Origin of the sequence: Marinobacter persicus (assembly GCF_900114155.1) — a bacterium.
Lineage (GTDB): Bacteria > Pseudomonadota > Gammaproteobacteria > Pseudomonadales > Oleiphilaceae > Marinobacter > Marinobacter persicus.
The window spans coordinates 107,977-133,980 of the sequence record NZ_FOSC01000007.1; the positions used below are offsets into that span (position 1 = coordinate 107,977).

The following is a 26,004-nucleotide window of genomic DNA, read 5'->3' on the forward strand; positions in this document are numbered from 1 at the left end:
CATGGCTCCGCACGGTTCTGGAAGGGCTCCTCCCCTCACTGTCGCACCAAGCTTGGGTGTTAGTGTTCTCCAAGCCTGAGCGCCAACCCGGAAGCCCGAACAACCCTTTGATTAACAGCCTCACTGAACACCTGCGCATCGCCGGTAATCAAACTGAACCAGTTCTTTGCCCGGGTAATGCCAGTGTAAACCAGCTCCCTGGTCAGCACAGGGCTCAGGCGATCCGGCAGTACCAAGCAGGTGTGGTTGAACTCAGAGCCCTGGGATTTGTGCACCGTCATGGCAAACACCGTTTCCAGCTGCTGTAAGCGGCTCGGAGAAATCCAGCGGATGCCGCCGGCGCTGTCGCTGTCCGGGAAGGCCACGCGAAGCACGAACACCGGTTCGCCGTGGTCATTCCGTCCCCAGGGCACCGAGAAGGTGATGCCGATATCGCCATTCATCAGCCCCAGGTTGTAATCATTCCCCGTGATCAGTACGGGCCGGCCGGCGTACCAGCCTTCGGCCCGGGGCAGCAGTTTTTCAGCCAGCAGGTGTCGGGCAATGCGGTCGTTCAGCCCTTCCACACCCCACGGACCCTTGCGCAGGGCGCACAGGATCTGGAAATCGTTGAAGGCTTCCAGCACGTCGATGGCCAGTGCGTCCCAGTTTTCCCGGGGGCTGTCTGCGGTCAGCCCATGGTTGTTCATGCGTTCCAGGTAGTGCCGGTAGCCCACCGGTGGCGGCAGTGGCTGGTTGTGGATAACCCGCCCAACGCCAGCATTGGCAAAGGCATCCGGCGTGCCGGTTATCGCGTGTTGGCAAATTTGTGAAAGCGTGGCTTCCGGGTCTGGCCGGGCGATGTGACCATTGAGCCAGACCACATCATCGAAGGCGGCCTCACGGGCCCGGGTCAGCAGGGTCTGGTCAAGGGTACTGGTATTGACTGCTTCGGCCAGCTGTTTAATGCCACTATCCTCCTGAAAACGATAGCTTTTTCGAAGCATGGCCACGGCCTGGTCGAGTGCCAGGCCGTTGGCGTCGGTCAGGTCTTCGGGTACTGACATGCCGGTTACCGCCCGCAGCCAGTTGGTGGTCTCCGGCGTATAGTGGGCATCGGCGGCGCGCTGGCAAAGCTCGCCCAGAACCGCACCGGTGTCCACCGAGGCCAGCTGGTCCTTGTCGCCAAGCAGGATTAGTTGAGCTTTTTCCGGCAGCGCGTCTACCACCGAGGCCATCAGGTCCACGTCCACCATGGAGGCTTCATCGATGACCAGGATATCCACTGGCAGCGGGTTATCCCGGTTGTGCCGGAACTGGCGGGTGTCTGGCCGGCTTCCCAGCAACCGGTGCAGGGTGGTGACCCTGGTGGGAATGTCGTCCAGTTGTACCGAACCCGGCAAGTCCGCCAGTGGCAGTTTGCGGACTGCGCCGCCAATGGACTCATTCAGGCGGGCGGCCGCCTTGCCGGTGGGCGCGGCCAGGCGGATGCGGTACTTGCGCCCTGCCCGTTCCGGGCTTTCGCCAGCCACGGCCTGCAGTGCCGCCAGAAGGTTCACCACGGTGGTGGTCTTGCCGGTACCCGGGCCGCCGGTGATCACCGAAAACCGGTTCCGGGCGGCCAGGGCACAGGCCAGTTTCTGGTAATCCACCGGGTCGGTTGACCGGAACAGGTGGCCCAGTGCCCGTGACAGGGTTTGCGCCCCGGGCGATTGCGGGTCCGCCAGGATTGAGTGCAAGGCCAGTCTTTGCTGGATGCCCTCGGCAATACGCTGTTCATAGCGCCAGAACCGGCGCAGGTAAAGCCGGGTTCCATTCAGAACCAGCGGTGCCGGCACGGAGCCATCGCTGATGGCCAGGGAGTTTTTCAGGGCGGCAAGGCAATCGGCCAGTTGTACCCGGGCCAGCAGATCCTGTGGATAGAGGCCTTGCAGGTTTGCCACCTCGGCTTCGGAAAGGTTCGTGTGGGCCGGTTCTTCGGGTGGCAGTGCCAGGGTGTTGCCGGCATCGGCCAGCAGGGTGGCCAGGTCGATGCAGACATGGCCACGGCCCACCTGATGGGAGGTCAGCGCCGCCAGCAGCAGTACCAGTGGCTGCGGACGCTCGCCCTGTTCTTCACTCAGTTCCCGGATCAGCCGCGCAAAGCCGGTATCCAGCGGGCGAATCCAGCCGGCCTGTTGCCATTGCAGCAACAGGGTTTCGGTGTCCGTCAGGCTGGCCAGGCGGTGGGAGTTATCCACAGGCGTTCGCGGTTCCGCTTGTGTTGTGTTCCCCGGCGTGTTGTCCCCCAGGTCCAGGGCAAACTGGCTTTCGGTATGGTGGGTCCGGCTCATGCGGCCACCTCCCCGGAAACTGACTCGCCATCGAACAGGGCATCCAGTTGTTCAATCAGCCCTCTGGGTGGTTTGTCGGTGAACGCGCCGCCGCTGGTGGCATTCACCCCGCGCAGGAACAGGTAGACCGCGCCGCCAATGTGCCGGTCGTAGTCGTAACCGGGCAGCCGGGCTTTCAGCAGCCGGTGAAGGGCCAGCAGGTAGAGTACGTATTGCAGGTCGTAGCGTTTGTCCAGAATTGCCTGTCCCATGGCTTGATCGGTGTAGGCGGCATCATCCTCGCCCAGAGCATTGGATTTGTAGTCCAGCACGTAATACTGCCCCTTGTGTTCAAACACCAGGTCGATGAAGCCCTTGAGCATACCGTTGAAACGACCGGGCTCGGCCTGGGGCCGGTCGGCGCCGTTCAGGGTATGACGGGTCACCAGCGTATCCAATTGGCGGATGCTGACATCCGCGCTCTCAAACCAGAATTCCAGTTCCGGGCGCAGGCTGTCCAGTTCGGTCAGCGCGGCGGTCTGGAGGCCTTGCCGGTCCAGCTTCAGGGGGTTGGCGATCAAGGCCAGCAGCCACTGTTGGAGAGGCTCTACCCACTGGGTCCAGCCCCGGGTTCCGCACCTTCGGGCCAGTTGTTCATGCAGTCGCTCCGGGTTATCCACAATCGTCTGAAACCCCTGGGCGCAGCACCATTCCAGTAATTCGTGCAGGAAGGTGCCTGGGCTGGCGCCCCTGGGAAAATGGTGATGATTGCGTTCGGTGGCAATGGCTGGCGGAGCCTCTCCGGTCTGTTCCTGGGCGCTCTCCTCCAGAAGGTTCTGGGTCTGGGGGTCTTCCACTTCTCCGGTGAAGGTAATGCCCGTGCCTGCCATGCCGGTGTATTCAATGCTGGAGTAACTGGCAATCCACCAGTCTTCCTTCGCTTCCCGGGTGGATACCAGGGCCGGCCCCAGGGCTTCCGGGGCGGTTTCGGTGAACAGGGTGTCCCGGGCCTGCGGCAACGGAGTCAGGGCGATTTCCGGGCGGCCCTGGGCCAGTGGCGCCAGCGCCTGGCTGACACCCTGCTCCGGTGAGCCGGCCAGCACATAACCCAGACCGCTCTGGTGCCAGTTATCCACGGCCGCTGCCCCCACCCAGGTGGCAAACCGGGCCCGGGTCAGGGCCACATAAAGCTTTCGGATGTCTTCGCCCAGGCGCTCCTGGTCGGCTTTTTCAGCATCTTCCTGTGTGGGCTCGAGCACGGTGACTTTATTGCCCTCGTCATCGTGGTAACTCATGGACGTCTGTTTCTGATTTTCTGCCCGGAAGGCGGTGCCAAAGGGCAGGAACACCAGCGGGTATTCCAGGCCCTTGGATTTGTGCACGGTAATCACCTTCACCAGTCCGGCATCGCTTTCCAGGCGCAGGGTGCGGTGTTCGTCTTCCTCATCCGCCGCTCTCAGGATCTGGGTGAAGTGATGCACCAGCGCATGTTCGCCGTCCAGTTGCAGGCTGTCCTGCTGCAGCAGTTCGGCAATATGCAGGATGTCAGTGAGTCTTCGCTCACCGTCCGGCCTTTGCAAAAGGCGACCGGGTACCTCGAAGTCCATCAGGAAACTGCGCAGCATGGGCAGTACGCCCTGGCTTTGCCATTGCTGCTGGTAGCGCTGAAAACGCTCGATTTCCCGCTCCAGTACCAGTTCGTCGGTCAGCAGCAGATCCATCGTCTGCCAGCTCTGGCCCAGGGTCGGTGTGGCCAGGGCGGCCCGGATCAGTGCCAGTTGCCGGGGCTCGGCGAAGGCCCGAAGCCAGCACAGCATCTCCTTTGCCTCCCGGGAGCCCAGTACCGAGTCCCGGTCCGACAGGTACACGCTTTTGATGCGCCGGCGGCCCAGGGCATCCCGCACGGCGGCGGCTTCGTTGCGGTTGTTCACCAGCACGGCGATGTCTTTGGGTTTCACGGGTTCCAGGTCTGCCGGGTTATCCGGCAGGGCAAAACCGGCTTGTTGTTTCTGGCCCAATGTCAGCAGCCGGGCAATTTCACTGGCGCAGGTCTCGGCCACATCCGCGGTGGCGGTGCCCTTGGCCAGTCCCTTTGGCTTGCCTTCCCTGTCTTCATCGCCGGATTCGTGGGTCCAGAACACCAGGCTCGGTTGCGGCTCACCGTGCACCGACCACTGGCGTTTGGTGCCGTTGGCATCGACGCCCTGGAATGGCAGCGGTGTGCTGTCGCCCTTGCCGAACAGGAAGGCCCCTTTCGGACTGTACTGGTCGCTGTACTCGAATACCCGGTTCACCGCCGTCACCATGGGTTTGGCAGAGCGGAAGTTCTTGCCCAGGGTCCAGGTGCGGTCCTGTACGCCCAGGCGGGCCTGCAGGTAGGTGTGGATATCGGCGCCCCGGAAGCCGTAAATGGCCTGTTTCGGGTCACCGATCATCAGCAGGCAGGTGTCCGGGCTGTTGGCCTGCACGTTGTAGATCCGGTTGAAAATCCGGTACTGGACCGGGTCGGTGTCCTGGAATTCGTCAATCAGCGCCACCGGGAACTGGCGCCGGATGGTGGCGGCCAGTTGGTCGCCCCTTGGCCCGTGCAGGGCGTCGTCCAGGCGGGTGAGCAGGTCATCAAAGCCCATTTCCGAACGTTGCTGTTTTTCCGCCTCCAGTCGCCCGGCGATCCAGTGGCTGGCGTGGCGCAGGATATTGGACCTGGCGCTGGGCTGGTTCTGGCCAAAGGCCATCAGGGCCTCAATGGCCTCGAAGGCGGGGTGGTCGGGCGCCGGGTCATCACCTTTCAGGATATTGGCCAGGCCTTCTGGGGTCTGGTTCCTGAAGCCGGCGGCGCTGTCCAGTTTCTCCGGAAGCAGTTCGCCGGATTCGGTCCAGGCGAGCAGCAGATCCCAGACCTTGAGCATGGCGTTCTTGCTGCCACCGTGCAGGCGTTTGTTTTTGTTCAGATCGTTCAGCAGGTCGATGACTTCCTGGCGCCACTGGGCCCAGGGGTGTGACTTCAATTCATTGGCCTGGGCCAGCCGCTCGCTGACCACCTGGTTGATGGCCTGGTGCACGTTCTCTGGCGGTGCGCCCAGTGCATCCGGATTATCGATCAGGTTGCGCACGGCCTTGCGCAGATCGGTCGGCGTTTTCCAGTGGCTGAGTGCCTCATCCATCAGGGTTGGCGGCAGTGGATAGATGAAGGTACGCCAGTAATCCCGGGCCACTTCGTCCAGCAGTTCACTCTGGTCGGTTTCCAGGGTGAGTTTGAACAGGCTGCCACTGTCGAAGGCGTGTTCGCTGAGCATGCGGTTGCAGAAACCGTGAATGGTCGACACGGCCGCCTCGTCCATCCATTCGGCGGCCAGCAGCAGTTTCTTGCGGCAGTCGGGCCAACGGGCGGGGTCCGGGTAGCTTTCATCCCGCAGCTGGTAGATCAGTCGGGTTTCCGCAGGCGGTTCCGGTTCGTCCGGGCTGTCGGAAAACACCTCGGCGGCCTGGGTCAGGCGGGTGCGTATGCGGTCGCGCAGCTCCTTGGTGGCCGCTTCGGTAAAGGTCACCACCAGCAGGTTCGGTGGCAGCAGATCCTGCAGCGGGCTGTCCTCGCTCTGGCCATGGCCCAGTACCAGACGCACATACAGAATAGCGATGGTGAAGGTTTTACCGGTGCCGGCACTGGCTTCGATCAGGGCGCTGCCGTTCAGTGGCAGCGCCAGAGGGTCCAGGTTCGGGTTGCGGTTAGCGGCTGTCTGGCTCATGCCTGTTCCTCCTGGTAACCCACCTGCTCAGCCGCGGATTTGTCCTGTTCGGCTTCCCACAGCGGCACGTAGAGCTGGTGTAACAGTGCTTCGAATTCGCCACTGGCCATCAGCGCTTCCGGGCTTTCAAAGGCACCGCGCAGGTAGCCGGTGTCCCGCTCCAGGGCGGTGGTATACGCCTGTTCCGCTTCACTGATGGCCCGTTCATGATCACCCAGGTATTTCTTGCCGCCGTAATAACTGGTGATCCAGGCAAAGCCGGCGTCACAGTGAATGGGCAGAGCCCGGGTTGTCGCCTGCATCCAGTGGGCCAGGACGGTTTCGAGGTGCTTCCTGGCCCGGGCAGGCGGGATAACGGGCAGGTGGAACTTGCGGCCTTCCTCTTTGGCCAGAATCAGGGTTTCAAAGGGCTGATCGCTGAGCTGGCCGGCGAGGTGTACCACCCAGTCCCGAAGCAGGTTCGCGTAGCGCACCTTTTTGCCGCTGCCCGAACCGCTCAGCAAGCCGGAACTGGCCACCACCAGCCGGCACAGATGGCCCTCGGGGTTGCAGCGCAGGTTGGTGATGAAATCGGCCACCTCGACGGCCCCGGTGCTGTCCGAATAGCCAAATTCGAACGGTAGCGGTTCGGCCACTGGTTCCGGCCACTCCGCCAGAGCACCGCGATAGCGCTCGAAAAGATCCGGCAGGCGCCCGGCCAGTTCGGTGCGCAGCCGGTGTTCGGTCACCCCCATGCCCAGGTCGCCCCGGCGGGCCATGCGGTCCAGGCTGTTTTCCAGGCGCTGGTACAGTTCTTCCCCGCTGGCGGCTTTTAGCACACAGCTCTCTATCAGCTCATTATCCAGGCGCCAGCGGTCCAGGCCGTTCAAATCGAAGTTTTCGTTGTCGGTGTCCTCGTCTTCCACGTCTTCAAAGCGCACCTGCAGGCGGCGCTGGTAGAAGGTGTCGATGGGCTTTTTCAGGAAGTTTGCCAGCTCGTTCAGGCTGATGGGGTCTTCCGGCGCCTGGTACGGCAGGGTCTGGTGAGCCTGTTCGACGGTTTCCACCCCATGCGCGCTGCGCCATTCCCGTTCGTAGGTGAACAGGCCACGGGCCTGCAGCACCTCAGCCAGCGGTCTGGGCCGGGCCTCTTTGCTTTCACCCACGCCATTGTTGGCCTTGGGGAAATAGTCGCGGCTGAAGGGCTGCAGCGGGTGCTGGGTGGTCAGGGCTTTGGTAACCGCCATTTCCGGCTGCCCCTCTACAGACCACAGGTTGTCCAGATGATCCTGTAGCTGACCCACCAGCACCGAGGGCGGCCGTTCCGAATCGTCCTTGATGCTGCGCCCCACCCAGCTGATGTACAGCTGTTCCCGGGCGGACAGCAGGGCCTCGAGGAACAGGTAGCGGTCGTCTTCCCGGCGGGAGCGGTCCCCGGGGCGATAGTCCTGGGCCATCAGATCGAAATCCACCGGTGGCCGGGAGCGGGGGTAGTCGCCGTCGTTCATGCCCAGCAGGCACACCTTGCGAAACGGAATGGCGCGCATGGGCATCAGGGTGGCAAAGTTCACCTTGCCGGCCAGGAATCGCTGGTTCAGGCCACCTTCGTCCAGGCCCTGCAAAAGCACATCCCTGACGATGTTCAGGGGCAGCGGCTGGTGATCAAGGCCTGCGGCAAGGGAATCCTCCAGCCATTGCTCCAGCTGACGGCGGAAGCGGTTCAGCAACAGCAGGTCCTGGCCGTCCACCTTGTGGAAGAACTGCTCGAGCATTTCGGAGAACAGGGCTTCCCATTGCTCCGGGGTGCGGTTGGTTTGCAGGGCCCGCCACAGGGTTTCCAACTGATGTACGAAGTCCCCAAGTCGGCCCGCCAGGCTGGCCTGCAGGCCGCCGATTTCACCATAGGGTTCTACTCCGCCCCAGGGTTCGTCGTCACCCATCCCGTAACCGAGCAGCATGGAGCGAAGGCCAGATTGCCAGGTGTTGCGCTCCAGCTCCGCTGGCAGGTCCAGGCTTTGCCGGTGCTCGCCGTGCAGGCCCCAGCGGATGTTGGCGCCTTCCACCCAGCGCCGGGCCAGGGGGATCTCGTCTTCGCTGATGGCAAAGCGCTCGCGGATGCCGGGCACTTCCAGCAGGCTGATGATCTCGCTCACGCCGAAACGACTGCGGGGCAGTGACATCAGGGTTTCCAGGGCAATCAGCACAGGTTCGTGGTGGCGCTGGCCCTGGTCGGAAATGGTGAACGGAATGTGGCGTTTGCGGCCCGGCGAATAGCGCCCGAACACCGCCTGGATGTGGGGCGCGTATACGTTGATGTCCGGCACCATCACGATCACATCCCGGGGCCGCAATGTGGGATCGGAGTTGAACGCGGCCAGTAGCTGGTCGTGCAGGATTTCCACTTCCCGCTGGGGGCTGTGGGCGTCGTGGAACACCACGGAATGGTCCCGGGCCAGATCCACCGTGCGGTGCTGCTGGCGGATTTCCTGCAGCGGCGTCAGGTTGTGGATATCGTTCTGCAACTGGTTGAGCAGGCAGGGGGAATCCGGGTCGCCATGGTCGGTGAAGATATCGATCTTCTGGCCCGGGGTCTGGATGCTGGCCCGGTAATCGTCCGGGTTGTCGAACTCATCCAGCAGGCGGATGTAGTCCCGGCCCTGCTTGCCCCAGGCCGCCAGCAAAGGGTTGGCGTGCTGGTGCAGCTGATCCGGATCGTGAATCCGCGACAATACCGGATGCGCGGTACCCCGCTTGCGTTCGGCTTTCAGCAGTTCCCGGTCGCTGATGATGTCGGCCCAGTAGAACTGGCAGGGGTTGTGGACACACAGCACCACCTGGCTGAACCGGCTCAATACGTACAGGGCTTCCAGTGCCTGCCGGGGCAGGGAGGACACCCCGAACACCACAATCCGTCTGGGCAGGCGCACCGGGTTGGCCGGATCGGTAATGCGCTGGCCCTGCTCCATAAAGCGGGTGTGAATCTGCGAACGGCTGGTGTGGGCCTCGGTGCCCACGTCTTCGACCAGCCTGCGCCAGAGCAACGGTTGCCAGCAGGTTTCCCCATCCAGGGCCTTTTCTTCGCCCCGGGCGGTGATCACTACATCTCTGCCCTGCTCCCAGGCGGCCAGCCAGTCGGCACGGAACACCTGGTACTGGTCGAACAGATCCGCCACTTTTTCAGCCAGCTGGAAGTTGCGCAGGTCGGTATCGCTGCCGTCCAGAAACCGAGCCAGCGGCGTGAAGGCGTCATCCTGACCCACCAGTTCCGGCAACAGCCGGTACAGTCGCCACACCAGCCGCCGTTTATCAAAGGGGGATTGTTCCGGCACCTCGCCATCGGGCAGCACCGCCCGGTAGGCTTGCCAGATAAACCGCGCGGGGAACAGGAAATCCATGCCGGCGGCAATGCCCAGGCCGCCTTCCACGCCATCGTCAGTGCGTTTCTCAGCCAACGCCAGTTTCAGCCATTGGGCGATGCCGTTACTCTGCACCAGAAAGGTCTCGCTCTGCAGCGGCGGCATGGGGTTGTGCCGGCAGATGTAGACCACGGTGCGGCGCAGGTCTTCCAGATGGTTGGCGTGAATGGCGTGGAAGCCGGGTTCGATACTGTTGGTCTCAGGCATACCGGTGTTATCTTGGTTCGATGATGGTTGCGGTACAGGTTACCGCAAACCCGGGAATGATTGGTGAGCGAGAGTAACGAATTGATGCGACAAACCCGTTCGTACCTGGCTACGGCTGATCTCGAGAATCCGCTTTATTATCTGGAGAACATGGACATTCTGGTGGCCTGGGTAGCGAACCACCACGCAGACTTGTTAACAGAACAGGAGCGAAGCCGGCTGGCGGCCTTCACGGGCCTGGCGACCGGCCCCCGGGCGCTTCTGACCCGAATGGTGATGCGCACCGGTGAGTTGTTCCGGGCCGACAAGCTTCGCTATCCGGAATTACCGGTGCCGGAACCTGAAGCACTCAGGGTGCTGGTGCAGGAGGGCTGGCTGGACAGTGCACCGGAGCTGAGCCTGGATGACCTGTTCCGACTGTTTACTCTGGCGGAATTAAGACCGGTGTTTGGCCATTGGTTACAGCAACAGGGCCACCCGAAAACCCTGGGCAAGGCCCGGATGCGGGAGCTGCTGGCGGAAGGGTTCAGGGGGGCAAGGTCCCTGCGGGAGTGGCTGCCTGATGGCGGCGAAACGTGGGAAGTCGTCCAGCTTCGGGACATGGCCCTGTTTGACCGCATTCGCCTGATGTTCTTCGGCAACCTGCGCCAGAGCTGGACCGACTTTGTACTGGTGGAACTGGGCGTGCAGCGGTTCGAGCCCGTGCCCTTCACCCCGGAATCCCGTGCCTTCCAATGGCGGGCCGATGTTGACTGTTATTTACAGATGCACCGGTGCCGTGAACGGCTCGATGAGGGCGAACCGGCCGTGGATGTCTGGCCCGATGCGCCCGGGCCGGTGGATAACCCATGGCTCTCCAGCCGACGGGATCGACTGTTGCTGGAGCTGGGCCGGCAGGCGGAGCGCCAGGGCGAGCGGGAGCTGGCATTGCAGGTATGGGCCGCCAGCGGGCACCGGGAGGCACGTCTGAAACGGCTGCGACTGTTGGAGCGAATGAAACGCTTTGATCAAGCCTGGGCCACGGCCTGCCAGTGGCAGACCGGCGAACTGAGCGACGCCGAGGCTCAGGGGCTGACCCGGTTGCTAAAACGATTGGCGCCCAAGGTGGGAGCCGACAAGCCCGAGCCTGTGGAAAACCCCGAGCTGCAGGCATTCACCCTCACCTTGCCGAGACCGGATACCGGCACCGTGGAACTGGCCGCTGTGCAGCATCTGCGTACCGAGGAAGCCCCGGTGTTCTACGTGGAAAACACCCTGATCAACGCTTTGTTTGGCCTGCTGTGCTGGCCGGTGATCTTCAAACCCATTCCCGGGGCCTTCTTCCATCCGTTCCACATCGGCCCGGCGGATCTGACCCGGGAGGATTTTGTGGCGAGGCGCCAGCAGGCGTTCGAGCAACGTTTCGGGTTGCTGGCAACCGGCGATTACCGACAGGAAATTATCGAGACTTTCCGGAACAAGCAGGGCATCTCCAACCCTTTTGTTATCTGGCCGGTGCTGAATGAAAACCTGCTGGAACTGGCTATGGACTGTATCCCCGCTCGCCACCTGGAGGCCCTGTTCCGTCGCCTGCTCAATAATATCAGGGAACACCGCAGCGGCTTCCCGGACTTGATCCGGCTGGTGCCGGAGGCTGACGATCCAGAGCAACGCTATGAGATGATCGAAGTGAAAGGCCCCGGCGACCGCCTGCAGGACCACCAGGTTCGCTGGCTGCACTTTTTTGCACGGGAAGGTATCCCGGCCAGCGTTTGTTATGTGCGCTGGCGGGATGATGAGGCGGGCGCGTGAAAGTCGCCGTCCGCACCCTGTGTGAATTCGCGGCCCGCCACGGTGATCTGGACTTCCGGTACACCCCGGCCCCAACCAGCGAAGAGGGCATTGCCGGCCATCAGGCCATACAGGCTAAACGTGGCTACGGCTATAAAAGCGAGTATTCACTGACCGGTAACTGCCTGGGAATTGAGCTTTCCGGCCGGGCCGATGGCTATCACCCACACAAGAACCGGCTGGAGGAAATCAAGACCCACCGGGGGGACGTTTCCCGCATTCGCCCGCACCAGCGTGCCCTGCACCGGGCCCAGTTGCGGGCCTACGGTGCCCTGCTGTGCCGGCAGGAAAACCGGAAGCGGGTAGAGCTGGCGCTGGTGTATTACGACACCGGCCGGGACAGGGAGACGGTTCTGACCGAAACCGCCGGGGCGGACGAACTCTGGCAGGAACTGGAAGCCCTGTGCGGTATTTACAAGAACTGGGCCGAGCAGGAAGAGCATCACCGGGAACAGCGCGACGCCCTGCTGGCCAGCCTGCGCTTTCCGTTTCCGGAGTTTCGCCCCCGGCAGCGGCAGCTGGCAGAAACCGTTTACAAGAACTCGGTGAAAGGCGAGCACCTGCTGCTGGAAGCGCCCACCGGTCTCGGTAAAACCCTGGGTACCCTGTTTCCGGCGCTGATGGCCATGCCCGCCACGGGCCAGGACCGGCTGTTCTACCTCACCTGTCGCAATACCGCCCGCCAGCTGGCGCTGGATGCGGTTGAGAAATTGCGCATGGGCCAGAGTGAGCTGCAAGCCTGGCCGTTGCGAACGCTGGAACTGGTGTCCAAAGACCATGCCTGTGAACACCCGGATAAAGCCTGCCACGGCGAATCCTGTCCCCTGGCGAAAGGATTTTTCGACCGCCTGCCGGATGCCCGGGCCGAGGCGGTTCAGAGCAGTGAACCGTTAAACCAGGAAAATCTGGCGAAGATCGCCGCAGGTCATGACATTTGCCCCTATTTCCTGGCACAGGAAATGGCGCGCTGGTGTGATCTGGTGATTGGCGATGTGAACCGGCTGTTTGACCAGTCCGCCCTGCTCCACGGCCTGATCCGCCAGAACAACTGGCGAGCCGGTGTGCTGGTGGACGAAGCCCACAATCTGGTGGACCGGGCCCGGGGCATGTACTCGGTGCGGCTGGACCAGCAGCGCCTGCTGAAAACCCGGAAAACCGCACCCGGGCCGGTGAAGGCCGCGCTCGACCGTACCGCCCGTGCCTGGCAAGGTCTGATCCGGGATCACGCAGAGAAATCCCACCCGGTGTTTCTGGATACCTTGCCCGCGCAACTGCCCGGTGCCCTTCAGGGGCTGGTGTCCAGCCTGACCGATTACCTGGCCGACCATCCGCCGGACCTGGCGCTGCAGGAACTGTTGTTCGAGAGCGTCGCTTTCCTGAAACTGGCGGACAGCTTCGGCGACCATTCCCTGTGTCAGTTTGAACGCGCCGGCCGGGGCCGGGCCAGCCTGACCATCCAGAACCTGATCCCGGCGGACTTCCTCACGGAGCGCTTCATGGCCGCCCATTCGGTGCTACTGTTCTCTGCCACCCTGAGCCCGGGTGTCTATTACCGGGATTTGCTGGGTTTGCCGGCCGATACCCGTTTCAGCTCTCTTGCCAGCCCGTTCAGTGCGGAACAATTACAGGTGAAATTCACGCCCGGTATCAGTACCCGGCAGGTGCATCGGCAAGCCAGTCTGCAGCCCATCGCCGGGCTGATTGCCAGACAGTATCGGGAACGGCCAGGCCATTACCTGGCGTTCTTCAGCAGCTTCAGGTACGCCAGGGAAGTGAGTGAAACGCTGGCGGTGCAGGCACCGGATATTCCCCAACGTTCCCAGCAGCCTGGAATGAGTCCGGAGCAGCGCAAGCAGTTTCTGGCGGAGTTCCAGAAACCCGAGGGCAGCGTGGCCTTCGCGGTACTCGGCGGTGTGTTCAGTGAAGGCATCGATCTGCCCGGCGACCAGTTAATCGGCGCCTTCGTGGCCACCCTTGGCCTGCCGCCCTTTGACCCCTGGCATGAAATCCTGAAAGAGCGTCTGCAGCAACGTTTTGGTGAAGGCTACAACTACACCTACCTGATTCCCGGCCTGCAGAAAGTGGCCCAGGCTGCTGGCCGGGTTATCCGCACACCGGAAGACCGGGGTGTGATCTGGCTGATCGACGACCGCTTTGTGCAGCGCCGGGTCAGCCATCTGCTGCCCGCCTGGTGGTTCTCCAGTCCGGCCTGAGAAAAACCGTTTACCTGTAACCGAACTGCCACACGGCATTGTTAGCTTGCAGGGGTAATGACCAGAGTACCCCTGATGAACCGCCGTGCCGAACCATCCTTGAATGTTGTTCCACAGATCATGATCCTGCTCGGGATCGTGATGGTGGCGTTTATCTGGACTCTGTTCCTGGTTCAGAGTGCCGCCTCCCGGGACGATGCCCTGCAGGCCCAGCGCTCGGAAAACAGCAACCTGGCGTTGATCATTTCCGAGAGCCTGAAACAGATGACCGACCGGGCCCGTGCCATGGCCAGCCTGGCCGGGGACGAACTGGCGGGCACTTCATCCCGCTCCGCCCGGTTGTTGACGCTGCTTGCCGAGGATCCGGTATTTAACCGCCTGAGCATTTACGAACCGAACGGGAATTTGCGTTACTCATCCCACCCCGACTCTGCCCGTACCAGTATTGGCCCCTGGCTTTCCGATCTGGCTGATCATACGGCCAAGCACGGCTACACGCCGGTGCTGCCGTCCCGGAGGCTCGACCCGGCAATGGCACCGGGACAGACCGCCTGGCGCCTTCCTTTTCTGGTGCCCGAGGGCAAACCGGGGAATGGCCGGGTGGACCGCTGGATACTGGTGGAACTGGATATCGGTTACCTGTCCGGGCTGTTGCAACATGTCAATCTTGGCTACGGTGGCTTTTTGCAGATCCTGGACGGAGAAAAAAACGAGTGGATGCGGGCCGACACTCTCGGGGTCATGGTTGGGGGTAAGCCGGTCAAAGGGCTGTTTTTTGCTTCCAGTAACCGGGTGAATTCGGGGGCGGGCAGTTTTGAGCTTTCCGGAAAGCGTCACCAATACGTTTATGCCAACCGAAGTCCGAACAACTTCACCGTGGTGGTGGCCCAGCCGGAGGAACAAATTCTGGCAGCGGCGCTGGGCAAACAGAACCAGCAGCTGGTTCTGAATGTCCTGATGACCTTGCTGGTGGCCGGGATTGTTGTCTGGCTTGTACGTACCCTGCGCCAGCAACAACTGGCGTTGAAAGCCCTGCAAAAATCGGAGCGAAGAAACCAGAACCTGATCGAGCGCCTGGAGGGTGAGCACGCCCGTACCACCCGGGCGGCTTCCATCGACCACCTGAGCGGTCTGTACAACCGCCGCCAGTTCCTGGATGTGGCTGCCCAGGCCCTGGCCAGTCAACGCCGACAGCGCCGTTTGTCGGCCCTGTTATTTATTGATCTGGATCGTTTCAAATCCATTAATGACAGCCTTGGACATCACATTGGCGATCTGCTGCTGCAGGCGGTTGCAGGGCGGATTCAGCATCGCCTGGGAGACGAGGATCTTGCCGGCCGCTTTGGTGGCGACGAATTTGTGGTCTTTATGGGGGGGAACCGGACCGAGGTGGATATCGAGAAATGGGTATCCGGGCTGGTGGAGCACCTGTCGGCCCCCTACCAGCTGGACGGCAGTGAGCTGAACAGCAGCCCCTCGGTGGGCATCGCCATCTCGCCCAGGGATGGCCAGAGTATCGACGATCTGCTGCGGGGCGCCGATGCCGCCATGTACTCCGCCAAACGGGCTGGCCGTGGGCAATACCGGTTCTTTGACCAGTCCCTGAATTCCAACAGTGATATCGAGGAATTCCACCTGGAACAGGCTTTCGCCGATGCCCTGCGCGAGCGTCAGTTTGTCCTGCACTACCAGCCACAGGTGTGCCTGGACTCCATGGAGATTGTTGGCTATGAAACCCTGGTGCGTTGGCAGCACCCGGATTATGGCCTGCTGTTTCCGGACCGTTTCATTCCCATGGCGGAACGCAGCGGGTTTGTAGTGCCCCTGGGCATGGAAGTGATTCGCCTGGCCTGTGAGCAATTGGTGGAGTGGCAACAGCAAGGACTGAAAGCCCATCCACTGGCGGTGAATGTGTCCCCCATACAGTTGAGTGAACCCGGGTTCTGTGACCGGGTACGTGCAGAAATGGAACGTCACGGCCTGGCGCAGGACATGCTGGAGCTGGAAGTGACGGAAACGGCCGTGTTGGACGAGCAGGCCATGGAAAACCTGAATTGCCTGAATGATGCCGGCATACGCCTGAGCCTGGACGATTTCGGCACCGGCTATTCCGGCCTGGCCCATCTTGAGAGTGTGCCGGTGGGCAAGCTGAAAATCGACCGCAGTCTGATTTCCCGTATCTGTAACAGCCACGATGACAGCCCGGTGGTGTCCTCCACCATTATCCTGGCCAAGCGGATGAACCTGAAAGTGGTCGCCGAGGGTGTGGAAACACCGGAACAGCTGGTGCACCTGAAAGTGGCCGGGTGTGACATTGCCCAGGGGTATCACCTGAGCCGGCCGATACCGGCAGCCGATGTGCCGCACTTTCACGCCACGTTTAACCGGCTGCAGGAGACGGGCTGATGCGTTGGGTGTACCTGCTGTGGCTGTTCCTGATGTCTTCCGGTCTGATGGCCGGTGAGCCTGCGCCGGCTGGTTCCTGCGGGACTGATCGTCTGGTTTTCTCGATGATCCCGAAAAAGGATATCGACGAGCAGTTGCGCGAATACCAGCCGCTGATGTCGTTGTTGAGCGAGGGGTTGGATATACCGGTCGAGATGGTTCGCGCCAGTTCCTACCAGAGTGTCATCGACTCCCTCATCTCCGGTGCCGTCGATGTCGCTGTATTGGGGCCCGGGGCTTACATGCAGGCCTACAAACGAAACCCGGATATTGAAGCCTTCGCGTCGCTGGCGGTAGAGCCTGGCCATTTTACCCCGGCGGGCAGTTTCTATTCGTCCGTGTTGATCGTGGACAGGGACAGCCCGGTCCAGACGGCAACAGATCTGCGAGGAGCCACCGTTGCCCTGACCGATCCAGCCAGTACATCCGGCGCCTTGATTCCGAAAACCCGTTTTACCGACCATATCGGGCAATCACTCACGGGGTTTTTCGCCGGCCAGGTGTATGCCGGCAGCCATGATAAAGCCATGGATGCGTTGTTGGCCGGCAAGGTGCAGGCGGCCTTTGTCTCCAGCTCACGGGTGGATGAGTATGTGGCGCGGGGCGTCATTGATCGGGACCGGTTCCGGGTGATCTGGCGTTCAGAACCGCTGCACTATGACCCGTTCGTGTTCCGGAGCGGGCTGTGTGATGCCGTGAAAATGAACATCGCCCGGTTGATGACCAGGCCCTCGGAGCAACGCCGGCGTTTTCTGGAAAGCCAGCAGGCGACGGAGATTACCCGGGTTAATCATCAGGCTTATGAGACGCTGGAAGAGCTGCTTGATTAAACGATAAGGCCAGGTGTCAAAGCGATTGGCGAAACGGCTGATTACAAGAGAGGGTATTCAGGAAAAGCGGGATAGTGGTCGGCGTGGCAGGATTCGAACCTGCGACCCCTTCGTCCCGAACGAAGTGCGCTACCAAGCTGCGCCACACGCCGAACAACGGCCGGTATTATACTCATTCGGCTGCTGAATGCTACCCCCTTCCCTGGGGAAATTTGTCCGTAGTACTGCAGAGCCATTGTCTGGCCCCGCATTGGTTAGCCCGCGGTTGGCAGCAGGCTGATGTCCGCCACCCGCAGGAACAGGTTGCGCAGGCGGTTGAGCAGCGCCAGGCGGTTGTTGCGCACGGCTTCATCCTCTGCCATCACCATCACTTCGTCGAAGAAGGTGTCCACCGGGGCGCGCAGGCTGGCCAGGGAGCTCAGGGCACTGGCGTAGTCGCCCTGTTCGAACAGCGGCACCACCTTTTCCGCCTGGGCGTCCACCTGCTCGGCCAGGGCTTTCTCGGCGGCGTCCTGCAGCAGGCTGCTGTCCACGGTCTCACCGATACTGTCACCACCCTGCTTGGTCAGGATGTTGGAGACCCGTTTGTTGGCGCCGGCCAGGGCCTGGGCTTCGGGCAACTGGCGGAAGGCTTCCACGGCTTTCACACGGCGGTCGAAGTCCAGCGGCCGGGTCGGACGGCGGGCGTGGACGGCCAGGTAGACCTCGGCGCTGATGCCCTGCTCGTCGTAGTGGGCGCGGAAGCGCTCGAGCATGTAGTCCACCACGGTGCTGGCGGTGTTTTGCTCAGTCAGCACGGTGAAGTTCTCTTCAGCCCACTCGCACAGGGTCTGCAAGTCCAGCGGCAGTTCGCGCTCGATGATGATGCGCAGAACGCCCAGGGAGGCTCGGCGCAGGCCGAACGGGTCACGGGTGCCCGATGGTGGCTGGTTGATGCCGAACAGGCCCACCAGCGAATCGATGCGGTCGGCGATGGCCACGGCGCAGCCGGTCAGGGTGGACGGCAGGTCATCACCGGCAAAGCGCGGCATGTACTGCTCGTTCAGGGCCTTGGCGACATCCTCGTGTTCACCGTCATTGGCGGCGTAGTACTGGCCCATGATGCCTTGAAGATCGGTGAACTCCAGCACCATTTCAGTGACCAGGTCGGTCTTAGCCAGCATGGCGGCGCGCTCGGCCAGGGCCGGGTCGCTGTTGATGGCGTCGCCGATTTTCCTGGCCAGGGCGGCCACCCGCACGGATTTGTCGTAAATGCTGCCCAGCTTGTCCTGGAACACGATGGGCTTGAGCGCATCGATGCGGTCTTCCAGGCGGGACTTGCGGTCGGTGTCGTAGAAGAAGGCGGCGTCGGCCAGGCGCGGGCGGATCACCTTCTCGTTACCGGAGATCACCTGGGCCGGGTCTTTGCTCTCGATGTTGGCCACGGTGATGAACAGCGGCAGCATCTCGCCATCGGCGGCGATCACGTGGAAGTACTTCTGGTGCTCTTCCATGGAGGAAATCAGTGCCTCGGCGGGCACGTCCAGGAAGCGTTCCTCGAAGCGACCCATCAGCGGCACCGGCCATTCGTTCAGGGCAGTGACTTCGTCCAGCAGGTCTTCGTTGATCACCGCCTTGCCGCCGGCCTCCTTCTCGGCCAGCTCGGTCACGCCCTTGCGGATCTGCTCGCGGCGCTCGGCGAAATCGGCCAATACAAAGCCTTCCTCTTTCAGAACCACTTCGTAATCGCCCGGGGTGGGTACTATCAGCGCTTTCGGGCAGTGGAAACGATGGCCACGGGTCTTGTTACCCGGGGTCAGGCCCATGATCGGGGTATCGATGACCTTGTCACCGAACTGCATGATCAGCCAGTGCACCGGGCGCACGAACTCGGTGCGGTGGGCGCCCCAGCGCATGCGCTTGGGGATGGGCAGCGCGGCCAGGGACTGTTCAACCAGTTCCGGCAGCAATTCCACGGTGGCCTTGCCTTTCTCGACGGTGCGGTAAACCACCCAGGCGCCCTTGTCGGTTTCCATGGTGTCCAGCTGGTCCGGGGTAATGCCCAGGGAGGTGGCGAAACCCGTCAGTGCCCGGGTCGGGTTGCCGGCGTCGTCGAACGCCGCTTTTACCGCCGGGCCGCGCTTCTCCACGGCCTTGTCCGGCTGGGCGTCCGCCAGATCACGCACACGCACCGCCAGGCGGCGGGGGGCGGCGAAGGCTTCCACCTTGCCGAATTCAACACCGGCGTCTTCCAGACCCCTGGCAATGCCCCGGGTGAAGGCATCGGACAGGGGTTTGAGTGCTTTCGGGGGCAGTTCTTCGGTGCCCAGTTCAACCAGAAAATCCTGTGTAGCCATGGTTATGCGTTCCCCTGTTCCTGCTGTGCCTGCTTGGATTTCTTGCCGTTCTTTTTGGCGGCCTTGGCGTCGGCGGCCTCGGCGGCAGCCAGCACTTCCTTGCGCAGTGCTTCGGGCGCCAGCGGGAAGCCGAGTTTGCGGCGGCTGTCGAAATACGCCTGGGCAACGGAGCGGGCCAGGGTACGAACACGCAGGATGAAACGCTGGCGCTCGGTCACCGAGATGGCGTGGCGGGCATCCAGCAGGTTGAAAGTATGGGAGGCCTTCAGTACCTGCTCGTAGGCAGGCAGTGGCAAACCGGCTTCGATCAGGCGGGCACTTTCGCGCTCGTGAACATCAAAGCTGTGGAACAGGAACTCGGTGTCGGCCTGCTCGAAGTTGTAGGTGGACATTTCCACTTCCTGCTGGTGGAACACGTCGCCGTAGGTGACCATGCCGTCCGGGCCCTTGGTCCAGACCAGGTCGTACACGCTGTCCACGCCCTGCAGGTACATGGCGATGCGCTCAAGGCCGTAGGTCAGCTCGCCGGTGACCGGGTAGCATTCCAGACCGCCCACCTGCTGGAAGTAGGTGAACTGGGTGACTTCCATGCCGTTGAGCCAGATTTCCCAGCCCAGGCCCCAGGCGCCGAGCGTGGGTGATTCCCAGTTGTCTTCCACGAAACGGATGTCGTGCACCAGCGGGTCCAGGCCCAGGGCGCGCAGGGAATCCAGGTACAGCTCCTGGATGTTATCCGGCGAGGGCTTGAGCACTACCTGAAACTGGTAATAGTGCTGGAGACGGTTGGGGTTTTCGCCGTAGCGGCCGTCAGTCGGGCGGCGACTGGGCTGTACATAGGCGGAGTTCCAGGTTTCCGGACCGATGGAGCGCAGGAAAGTGGCCGGGTGGAAGGTACCGGCGCCCACTTCCATGTCCAGGGGCTGGAGAACCACGCAGCCGTGCTGCGCCCAGAAATTCTGCAGTGCCAGAATCAGACCCTGGAAGGTCTGGAGATCCGGCGCGGTATTATTGGTTGCCTTGTCTGTCACGACGTTTGCCTGCTGATCAGTCTGTGTGTGGCGCCCCTTTTTCCGGGACGCGCTGAAAATTTGAAAACGCGCATTATACGCGGGCCGGCACGGTATTTCTAAGTACCGGCCAGGTTGTTGTTTTGTCTGGTGTCCATCAGAAGAAGGTGAGTCCCACCTGGAACAGTTTTTCCACCTCGCGGATCCTGGATTTATCCACCAGGAACAGGATGACATGGTCGTCCGGCTGCACACGGATGTGGTCGTGGGCGATCAACACCTCGTTGTTACGGACAATGGCGCCGATGGTGGTGCCTGACGGCAGGTGGATTTCGTCCAGCCGTTTGCCGACCACCTTGGAGGAGCGGTGGTCTCCATGGGCGATCGCTTCAATGGCCTCGGCCGCGCCCCGGCGCAGAGAGTGAACGTTTACCACGTCACCCCGGCGCACGTGGGTGAGCAGGCTGCCGATGGTGGTCTGTTGTGGCGAGATGGCCACGTCGATATCGCCACCCTGGATCAGGTCCACGTAATCGGGGTTGTTGATCAGGGTCAGTACCTTGCGGGCGCCCAGTCGTTTGGCCAGCAGGGACGCCATGATGTTGGCTTCGTCGTCGTTGGTGACGGCACAGAACACATCGGTGCTTTCGATGTTTTCTTCCAGCAGGATGTCCTTGTTGGCGGCATTGCCTTCCAGCACGATGGTTTTGTTCAGGCGCTCGGACAGCATCACGCAGCGGTCGTGGTTGCGGTCCAGGATTTTCACCTGGAAGCGGTTTTCCAGGGAACTGGCCAGACGATAGCCGATGTTGCCCCCGCCGCAGATGAAAATACGCCGGTAGGGCTGGACCAGTGGCTGCAGCTCGCTCATGACCGAGCGGATGTGATCGGCGGCGGCGATGAAGAAGATTTCGTCGCCGTCTTCAATCAGTGTGTCGCCCTGGGGCATGATTGCCCTGCCCTTGCGGAAAATGGCGGCCACCCGGGTATCGATGCGGGGCATGTGGGTGCGCAGGTAGGACAGCTCATGGCCCACCAGTGGTCCGCCCTTGGTGGCGCGGATAGCCACCAGTCGTACCAGGCCCTTGGAGAATTCCAGGACCTGCAGGGTGCCGGGGTATTCAATCAGCCGGGTGATGTGTTTGGTCACCAGATATTCCGGGCTGATGGTCACATCAATAGGAAAGCCAATTCGCTTTTCCGGTTCCACCAGGTCATCTTTCTTGTAGAACAGCTCTTTTTTCGCCAGGTAGGCATTGGCGCGGACCCGGCAGATGGTGGTGGGTGTTTTGTACAGCAATTTGGAAACCTGGCAGGCCACCATGTTGGTTTCATCGCTGTTGGTGACGGCTATGACCATGTCGGCGTCTTCGGCGCCGGCGTCATTCAACAGTGTGGGATAGGACGCGGGGCCGTGTACGGTGCGAATATCCAGCCGGTCCTGTAATTCCCGAAGGCGGGCGCCGTCGGTATCCACCACGGTAATGTCGTTGGCTTCGTTGGCGAGGTTTTCGGCCAGACTACCGCCCACCTGGCCGGCTCCGAGAATCAGGATTTTCATGGCTCTGGTTTCTCCAATACGGCGTAGAAAAAGCCGTCATGGCTGTCGGGATCGGGTAACAGTTGTCGGCCGGCACCGGTGTCGATACCCCAGTCGGTATCCAGGGTAACCAGCTTTACCTGTTCGTTCTGTTTTACAAACCGCTGGATTATACGGTGGTTTTCCTGCCCGAACACCGAGCAGGTGGCATACACCAGCCGGCCGCCGGGGGCGAGGATGTCCCACATGGCTTCCAGCAGGCCCAGTTGAATGCCGGCCAGGGGTGCTATGTCGGATTCGCGCCGCAGCAGTTTGATGTCCGGGTGCCGGCGAATCACACCGGTGGCGCTGCAGGGTACGTCCAGCAGAATGCGGTCAAAGGCCTTGCCGTCCCACCAATGCCCGGTATCGGCCGCGTCGGCCTGCCTGAGTGTGGCGTGCAGGTCCAGGCGTTCCAGGTTTTCTTCGATTCTGGGCAGGCGTTCGGCGGATTCGTCAATGGCGACCACTTCGGCAAGCGCCGGTTCGCTCTCAAGAATAGCGCAGGTTTTGCCGCCCGGGGCGGCGCAGGCGTCCAGTACCCGTTGGCCGGGCTGCAAATCCAGTAGTGTGGTGCACAGCTGGGCCGCTTCGTCTTGAACGCTCACGGCACCGTCGGCAAACCAGGGCAGGCGGTCCACCGGTACCGGTTGTTCCAGTTGAATGCCATGGGGGGCAAAGCGGGTAGCGTGGGCTTCAATACCAGCCTGGTTCAGCAGGGCCAGATACTCGTCCCGACTGAAGCGTTTTGCGTTCACCCGCAGCGTCATGGGCGCTTGCTGGTTATTGGCTTCGAGAATGGCTTGCCAGTCTTCCGGCCAGTTGTGGCGCAGTTTTTCCACCATCCATACCGGGTGGCTGAATTGGGCGCTGTCGTCTGCAGGCTCCGGCGCCCCTTCCCGCTCGGCCTTGCGCAACACGCCGTTGACCAGGCCGGTCAGATGCGGTTTGTCCAGAGCCTTGCAGGCTTCCACGGTTTCATTGAGCACCGCATAGCTGGCCTGTTCGCTGAAGCGCAACTGGAACAAGGCCACCAGCATCAGGTGGTGTATTACACGATCCGGCTTGCGCAGGGGCTTTTTCAGGCGGCTGCCGAGTTCACCGTCCAGGCGGTGAAACCACCGGCAGGTTCCGTAGCACAGCGCCTGCAGTTGCGGGCGCTGCTCCGGGGGCAGTTGGTTCAGCGCCGGCGGCAGGCACTGGTTCAGGGACTGGCCATTTTCAACCGCCAGCAGGACCCGGGCGGCAACGGCACGGAGTGGAAGGGCCATGATCAATGCAGCTCCTGGCCGGGTATGAGCACCGGCTTGCCGCCGTTGATCAGGTCGTTCACGCTTTGCGCCCGGGTGCCCGGCAGTTGTGCCCGGGTGATCCGTAGAATGCCCTCGGCGCAGGCGATGTCGATGCCGTCGCGCTCACGTTTGAGGACGGTGCCTGGCGTCTTGTCGCTGTTCTGGTTAAGCGCTTCGGCCTGATGGATGCGAATGCGCTGGTCGCCCAGGTCAGTGAAGGTACCGGGCCAGGGATTGAAGGCGCGCACCAGCCGTTCCAGCTCCACCGCACTGCGTTGCCAGTCCAGGTGGCCCTCTGCTTTCGACAGTTTGTGGGCGTAACAGGCGTCGTCGCTGTTCTGCGGCTCGGGGTTCAATTCGCCTTTTTGCAGTTTATCCAGCGCCGCGACAATGGCTTCACCGCCAAGATCGGCCAAACGGTCGTGAAGGCTGCCTCCCGTGTCGTCCGGGTGGATAGGTGTGGCGGCTTTCAACAGCATGTCGCCGGTGTCCAGGCCTTCGTCCATCTGCATGATGGTAATGCCGGTTTCGGTATCGCCGGCGGCGATGGCCCGGTGGATAGGGGCGGCGCCGCGCCAGCGAGGCAGAAGTGAGGCGTGGATGTTCAGGCAGCCGTGGGTGGGAATGTCCAGTACCGACTTGGGGAGAATCAGGCCGTAGGCGGCCACGATCATCACATCGGGTTTGAGGTCAGCCAGTTCCTGCCGGGCTTCTTCGGTCTTCAGGCTCAGGGGCTGGAACACGGGGATGTCGGCATCCAGGGCCACCTGCTTGACCGGCCCGGGGACCAGTTTGCGGCCACGCCCGGCGGGCCTGTCGGGCTGGCTGTAAACGCCGACGATATTATGGCCGGCCTGTATCAGGGCTTTCAGGGCGGTGGCGGCAAAATCCGGGGTTCCGGCAAAAACGATGCGCACGGTGCTGGAGTCTCTGTTGGTGTTGAAGACGAAAAAACCGGGCTTGGGCCCGGTCCTGAAACTATCTGGTTCAAAGGCCGTTCAGGCACTTTGTTTGTGCAGCTTCTCCAGCTTCTTGCGGATGCGGCTGCGTTTGAGCTGGCTCAAATAATCGACAAAAAGTTTGCCGTTCAGGTGGTCCATCTCGTGCTGGATGCATACGGCCAGCAGGCCTTCGGCTTCCAGAACGAATTCCTCGCCGTTTCGGTCCTTGGCGGTAATCCGGCAATGCTCAATGCGTTTGACGTCTTCGTAGAAGCCGGGCACGGACAGGCAGCCTTCCTGCATGGCTTCAAGGTCGCCATCCAGTACTTCCACCTTCGGGTTGATGAACACCCGCGGCTCGCTCTTGTCTTCCGACAGGTCCATGACGATGACCTGCTTGTGCACGTCGATCTGGGTGGCGGCCAGGCCAATGCCGTTGGCATCGTACATGGTCTCGAACATGTCGTCGATCAGGGTACGGATGTCGTCGGTTACCTCGTCCACGGGCTTGGCAATGGTGCGAAGCCGGGGGTCCGGGTATTCAAGAATTTCTCGTATCATAGCGCTCTGGTTCTCGCCTTTGTTCGTGGCTGTCCCGCCGTTAAAGCCGCGAACCGTGATCCGGTTCGCCAAAATGCGACGGCGTGCAGCGCAAAATGTGTTTTCTGACACTATTATCCGACAAATGGTCGATTGAGTACAAACTGATCAGTCGATAGCCAAAAGCTTTCAATAGGGCAGGACGAATCCGGGCGGGACCAAAAGATAACAACACAAACGTCAGGACTTCTTCTATAGTAACGGAATCAACAACGTAATAACCTGTAAAGCAAGTTCGCGATCAAGGACATGGACAATGAGGAAACTGTTGTACGCTCTGGCGGCCTCGGCGCTGCTGTTTACTTCCTGGGCCCAGGCCAACCCGGAGCTGAGGTCTGATCATCCCGAGCGTTACACTGTCGTCAAGGGAGATACCTTGTGGGACATTTCGGGTCGTTTTCTGGAAAACCCCTGGTACTGGCCGGAAATCTGGCATGTGAACCCGCAGGTGACCAACCCGCACCTGATCTATCCCGGTGACCGGTTGGCGCTGGTTTACATTGATGGCAAGCCGAGAATCACCAAGGTTGCCAGTCGGGGGGTGGAGAAACTCTCGCCGAAAGTCCGTTCCGAGGCCATTGATACCCCGATTCCCACCATTCCGCTGGATGCCATCGCCAGTTTCCTGACGGAAACCCGGATTGTCAGTCCGTCGGAAATCAACGGTGCGCCCTATGTGCTGGAAGGGGCCGATGGCCGGATTATCACCGGTGCCGGTGACCGGGTGTACGCCCGGGGCGAGAAGCCCGCCGACCGGGTCGGTATTTTCCGCCGCAGCCAGGAATTCGTGGACCCGGATACCGGCGAGTTTCTGGGTCTGGAAGCCCGCAGCATCGCCAGAGGCAATATCGTTGCCGAAGACGGTGATGTGCTGACCATGGAACTGGCCAGTTCCAATGAAGAGGTACGTATTGGCGACCGCCTGCTGGTGAGCGAGGACCGCAGGCTGACCACCAACTTCGTGCCCAGTGCGCCGGAATCGGAGATTGAGGGCCAGATGATTGCCGTGGAAGGGGGCGTGAGCCAGATTGGCCAGTACGATGTGGTGGCCATCAACCGGGGTGAACGTGAGGGCATGGAAGAGGGCAACGTGTTGGCGGTGCTGAAGTCCGGCAATCTGGTGCGTGATCCGGTGACCAGTGAAACCATTGAGCTGCCCTCCGAGCGAGCCGGTCTGCTGATGGTGTTCCAGACCTATGAAAAAATGAGCTATGGCCTGGTGTTGCAGGCCACCCGGTCACTCTCGGTGGGCGACAAGGTGACCAACCCCTGAGGCCGGGATCAAACAAACT

General features: G+C 61.7%; 14 protein-coding genes and 1 tRNA gene. 5 read left to right on the forward strand and 10 right to left on the reverse strand.

All coding sequences use genetic code 11. The features are described from left to right. Positions 1-59: 59 nt before the first annotated feature. Genes recD through recC form a run of 3 tightly spaced genes read right to left on the reverse strand, consistent with a single transcriptional unit; the run spans position 60 to position 9,639 of the window. Positions 60-2,312: an exodeoxyribonuclease V subunit alpha gene (gene recD / locus BMZ63_RS09090; protein ID WP_091704648.1), complete on the reverse strand. Its 2,253-nt coding sequence runs from the start codon at positions 2,310-2,312 to the stop codon at positions 60-62. Continuing rightward, complete coding sequence (recB, locus tag BMZ63_RS09095; protein ID WP_091704651.1) at positions 2,309-6,037, reverse strand: exodeoxyribonuclease V subunit beta; 3,729 nt, start codon at positions 6,035-6,037, stop codon at positions 2,309-2,311. Before recB ends, recD begins: the two co-directional genes overlap by 4 nt. Continuing rightward, a complete protein-coding gene (gene recC / locus BMZ63_RS09100) occupies positions 6,034-9,639 on the reverse strand; it encodes an exodeoxyribonuclease V subunit gamma (protein ID WP_091704654.1) in 3,606 nt (1,201 codons plus the stop codon). The genes recB and recC overlap by 4 nt, the downstream gene beginning before the upstream one ends. An 84-nt stretch (positions 9,640-9,723) precedes the next feature. On the opposite strand from recC, the gene BMZ63_RS09105 reads away from it, so the two are divergent. From BMZ63_RS09105 to BMZ63_RS09120, 4 genes are all read left to right on the forward strand, one after another. Continuing rightward, positions 9,724-11,430 carry a VRR-NUC domain-containing protein gene (locus tag BMZ63_RS09105; protein ID WP_091704880.1) on the forward strand — a complete coding sequence of 569 codons (1,707 nt, stop codon included), beginning with the start codon at positions 9,724-9,726 and terminating at the stop codon, positions 11,428-11,430. Beyond that, positions 11,427-13,682 carry an ATP-dependent DNA helicase gene (locus BMZ63_RS09110; RefSeq protein WP_091704656.1) on the forward strand — a complete coding sequence of 752 codons (2,256 nt, stop codon included), beginning with the start codon at positions 11,427-11,429 and terminating at the stop codon, positions 13,680-13,682. Before BMZ63_RS09105 ends, BMZ63_RS09110 begins: the two co-directional genes overlap by 4 nt. Before the next feature lie 75 nt (positions 13,683-13,757). Next, entirely contained in the window at positions 13,758-16,088 is a 2,331-nt protein-coding gene (locus BMZ63_RS09115) for a bifunctional diguanylate cyclase/phosphodiesterase (RefSeq protein ID WP_091704659.1), read from the forward strand. Beyond that, positions 16,088-16,957: a phosphate/phosphite/phosphonate ABC transporter substrate-binding protein gene (locus tag BMZ63_RS09120; RefSeq protein ID WP_091704662.1), complete on the forward strand. Its 870-nt coding sequence runs from the start codon at positions 16,088-16,090 to the stop codon at positions 16,955-16,957. Before BMZ63_RS09115 ends, BMZ63_RS09120 begins: the two co-directional genes overlap by 1 nt. Before the next feature lie 75 nt (positions 16,958-17,032). Here BMZ63_RS09120 and BMZ63_RS09125 read toward each other — a convergent pair. From BMZ63_RS09125 to def, 7 genes are all read right to left on the reverse strand, one after another. Continuing rightward, a tRNA-Pro gene (locus BMZ63_RS09125) sits at positions 17,033-17,109 on the reverse strand. Positions 17,110-17,211: 102 nt separating this feature from the next. After that, positions 17,212-19,293: a glycine--tRNA ligase subunit beta gene (gene glyS, locus BMZ63_RS09130; protein ID WP_091704665.1), complete on the reverse strand. Its 2,082-nt coding sequence runs from the start codon at positions 19,291-19,293 to the stop codon at positions 17,212-17,214. Positions 19,294-19,295: 2 nt separating this feature from the next. Continuing rightward, the gene (glyQ, locus tag BMZ63_RS09135) at positions 19,296-20,321 is read right to left on the reverse strand and encodes a glycine--tRNA ligase subunit alpha (protein WP_091704667.1); all 1,026 of its coding nucleotides are present in this window, start codon (positions 20,319-20,321) and stop codon (positions 19,296-19,298) included. A 136-nt stretch (positions 20,322-20,457) separates the two neighbouring features. Further along, entirely contained in the window at positions 20,458-21,861 is a 1,404-nt protein-coding gene (trkA, locus tag BMZ63_RS09140; protein ID WP_091704669.1) for a Trk system potassium transporter TrkA, read from the reverse strand. Continuing rightward, entirely contained in the window at positions 21,858-23,150 is a 1,293-nt protein-coding gene (rsmB, locus tag BMZ63_RS09145; protein ID WP_091704672.1) for a 16S rRNA (cytosine(967)-C(5))-methyltransferase RsmB, read from the reverse strand. Before rsmB ends, trkA begins: the two co-directional genes overlap by 4 nt. 2 nt (positions 23,151-23,152) lie before the next feature. Continuing rightward, entirely contained in the window at positions 23,153-24,088 is a 936-nt protein-coding gene (fmt, locus tag BMZ63_RS09150) for a methionyl-tRNA formyltransferase (RefSeq protein ID WP_091704674.1), read from the reverse strand. Positions 24,089-24,169: 81 nt separating this feature from the next. Beyond that, the gene (def, locus tag BMZ63_RS09155) at positions 24,170-24,673 is read right to left on the reverse strand and encodes a peptide deformylase (RefSeq protein ID WP_091704677.1); all 504 of its coding nucleotides are present in this window, start codon (positions 24,671-24,673) and stop codon (positions 24,170-24,172) included. 295 nt (positions 24,674-24,968) lie between these two features. On the opposite strand from def, the gene BMZ63_RS09160 reads away from it, so the two are divergent. Beyond that, a complete protein-coding gene (locus BMZ63_RS09160) occupies positions 24,969-25,985 on the forward strand; it encodes a LysM peptidoglycan-binding domain-containing protein (RefSeq protein WP_091704680.1) in 1,017 nt (338 codons plus the stop codon). The last annotated feature ends 19 nt before the right edge of the window (positions 25,986-26,004 follow it).

Bases quoted from the DNA above. Each gene is read 5' to 3' on its own strand.
- recD (WP_091704648.1), bottom strand. From the start codon at position 2,312: ATGAGCCGGACCCACCATACCGAAAGCCAGTTTGCCCTGGACCTGGGG.
- recB (WP_091704651.1), bottom strand. From the start codon at position 6,037: ATGAGCCAGACAGCCGCTAACCGCAACCCGAACCTGGACCCTCTGGCG.
- recC (WP_091704654.1), bottom strand. From the start codon at position 9,639: ATGCCTGAGACCAACAGTATCGAACCCGGCTTCCACGCCATTCACGCC.
- BMZ63_RS09105 (WP_091704880.1), top strand. From the start codon at position 9,724: ATGCGACAAACCCGTTCGTACCTGGCTACGGCTGATCTCGAGAATCCG.
- BMZ63_RS09115 (WP_091704659.1), top strand. From the start codon at position 13,758: ATGAACCGCCGTGCCGAACCATCCTTGAATGTTGTTCCACAGATCATG.
- BMZ63_RS09120 (WP_091704662.1), top strand. From the start codon at position 16,088: ATGCGTTGGGTGTACCTGCTGTGGCTGTTCCTGATGTCTTCCGGTCTG.
- glyS (WP_091704665.1), bottom strand. From the start codon at position 19,293: ATGGCTACACAGGATTTTCTGGTTGAACTGGGCACCGAAGAACTGCCC.
- trkA (WP_091704669.1), bottom strand. From the start codon at position 21,861: ATGAAAATCCTGATTCTCGGAGCCGGCCAGGTGGGCGGTAGTCTGGCC.
- rsmB (WP_091704672.1), bottom strand. From the start codon at position 23,150: ATGGCCCTTCCACTCCGTGCCGTTGCCGCCCGGGTCCTGCTGGCGGTT.
- def (WP_091704677.1), bottom strand. From the start codon at position 24,673: ATGATACGAGAAATTCTTGAATACCCGGACCCCCGGCTTCGCACCATT.
- BMZ63_RS09160 (WP_091704680.1), top strand. From the start codon at position 24,969: ATGAGGAAACTGTTGTACGCTCTGGCGGCCTCGGCGCTGCTGTTTACT.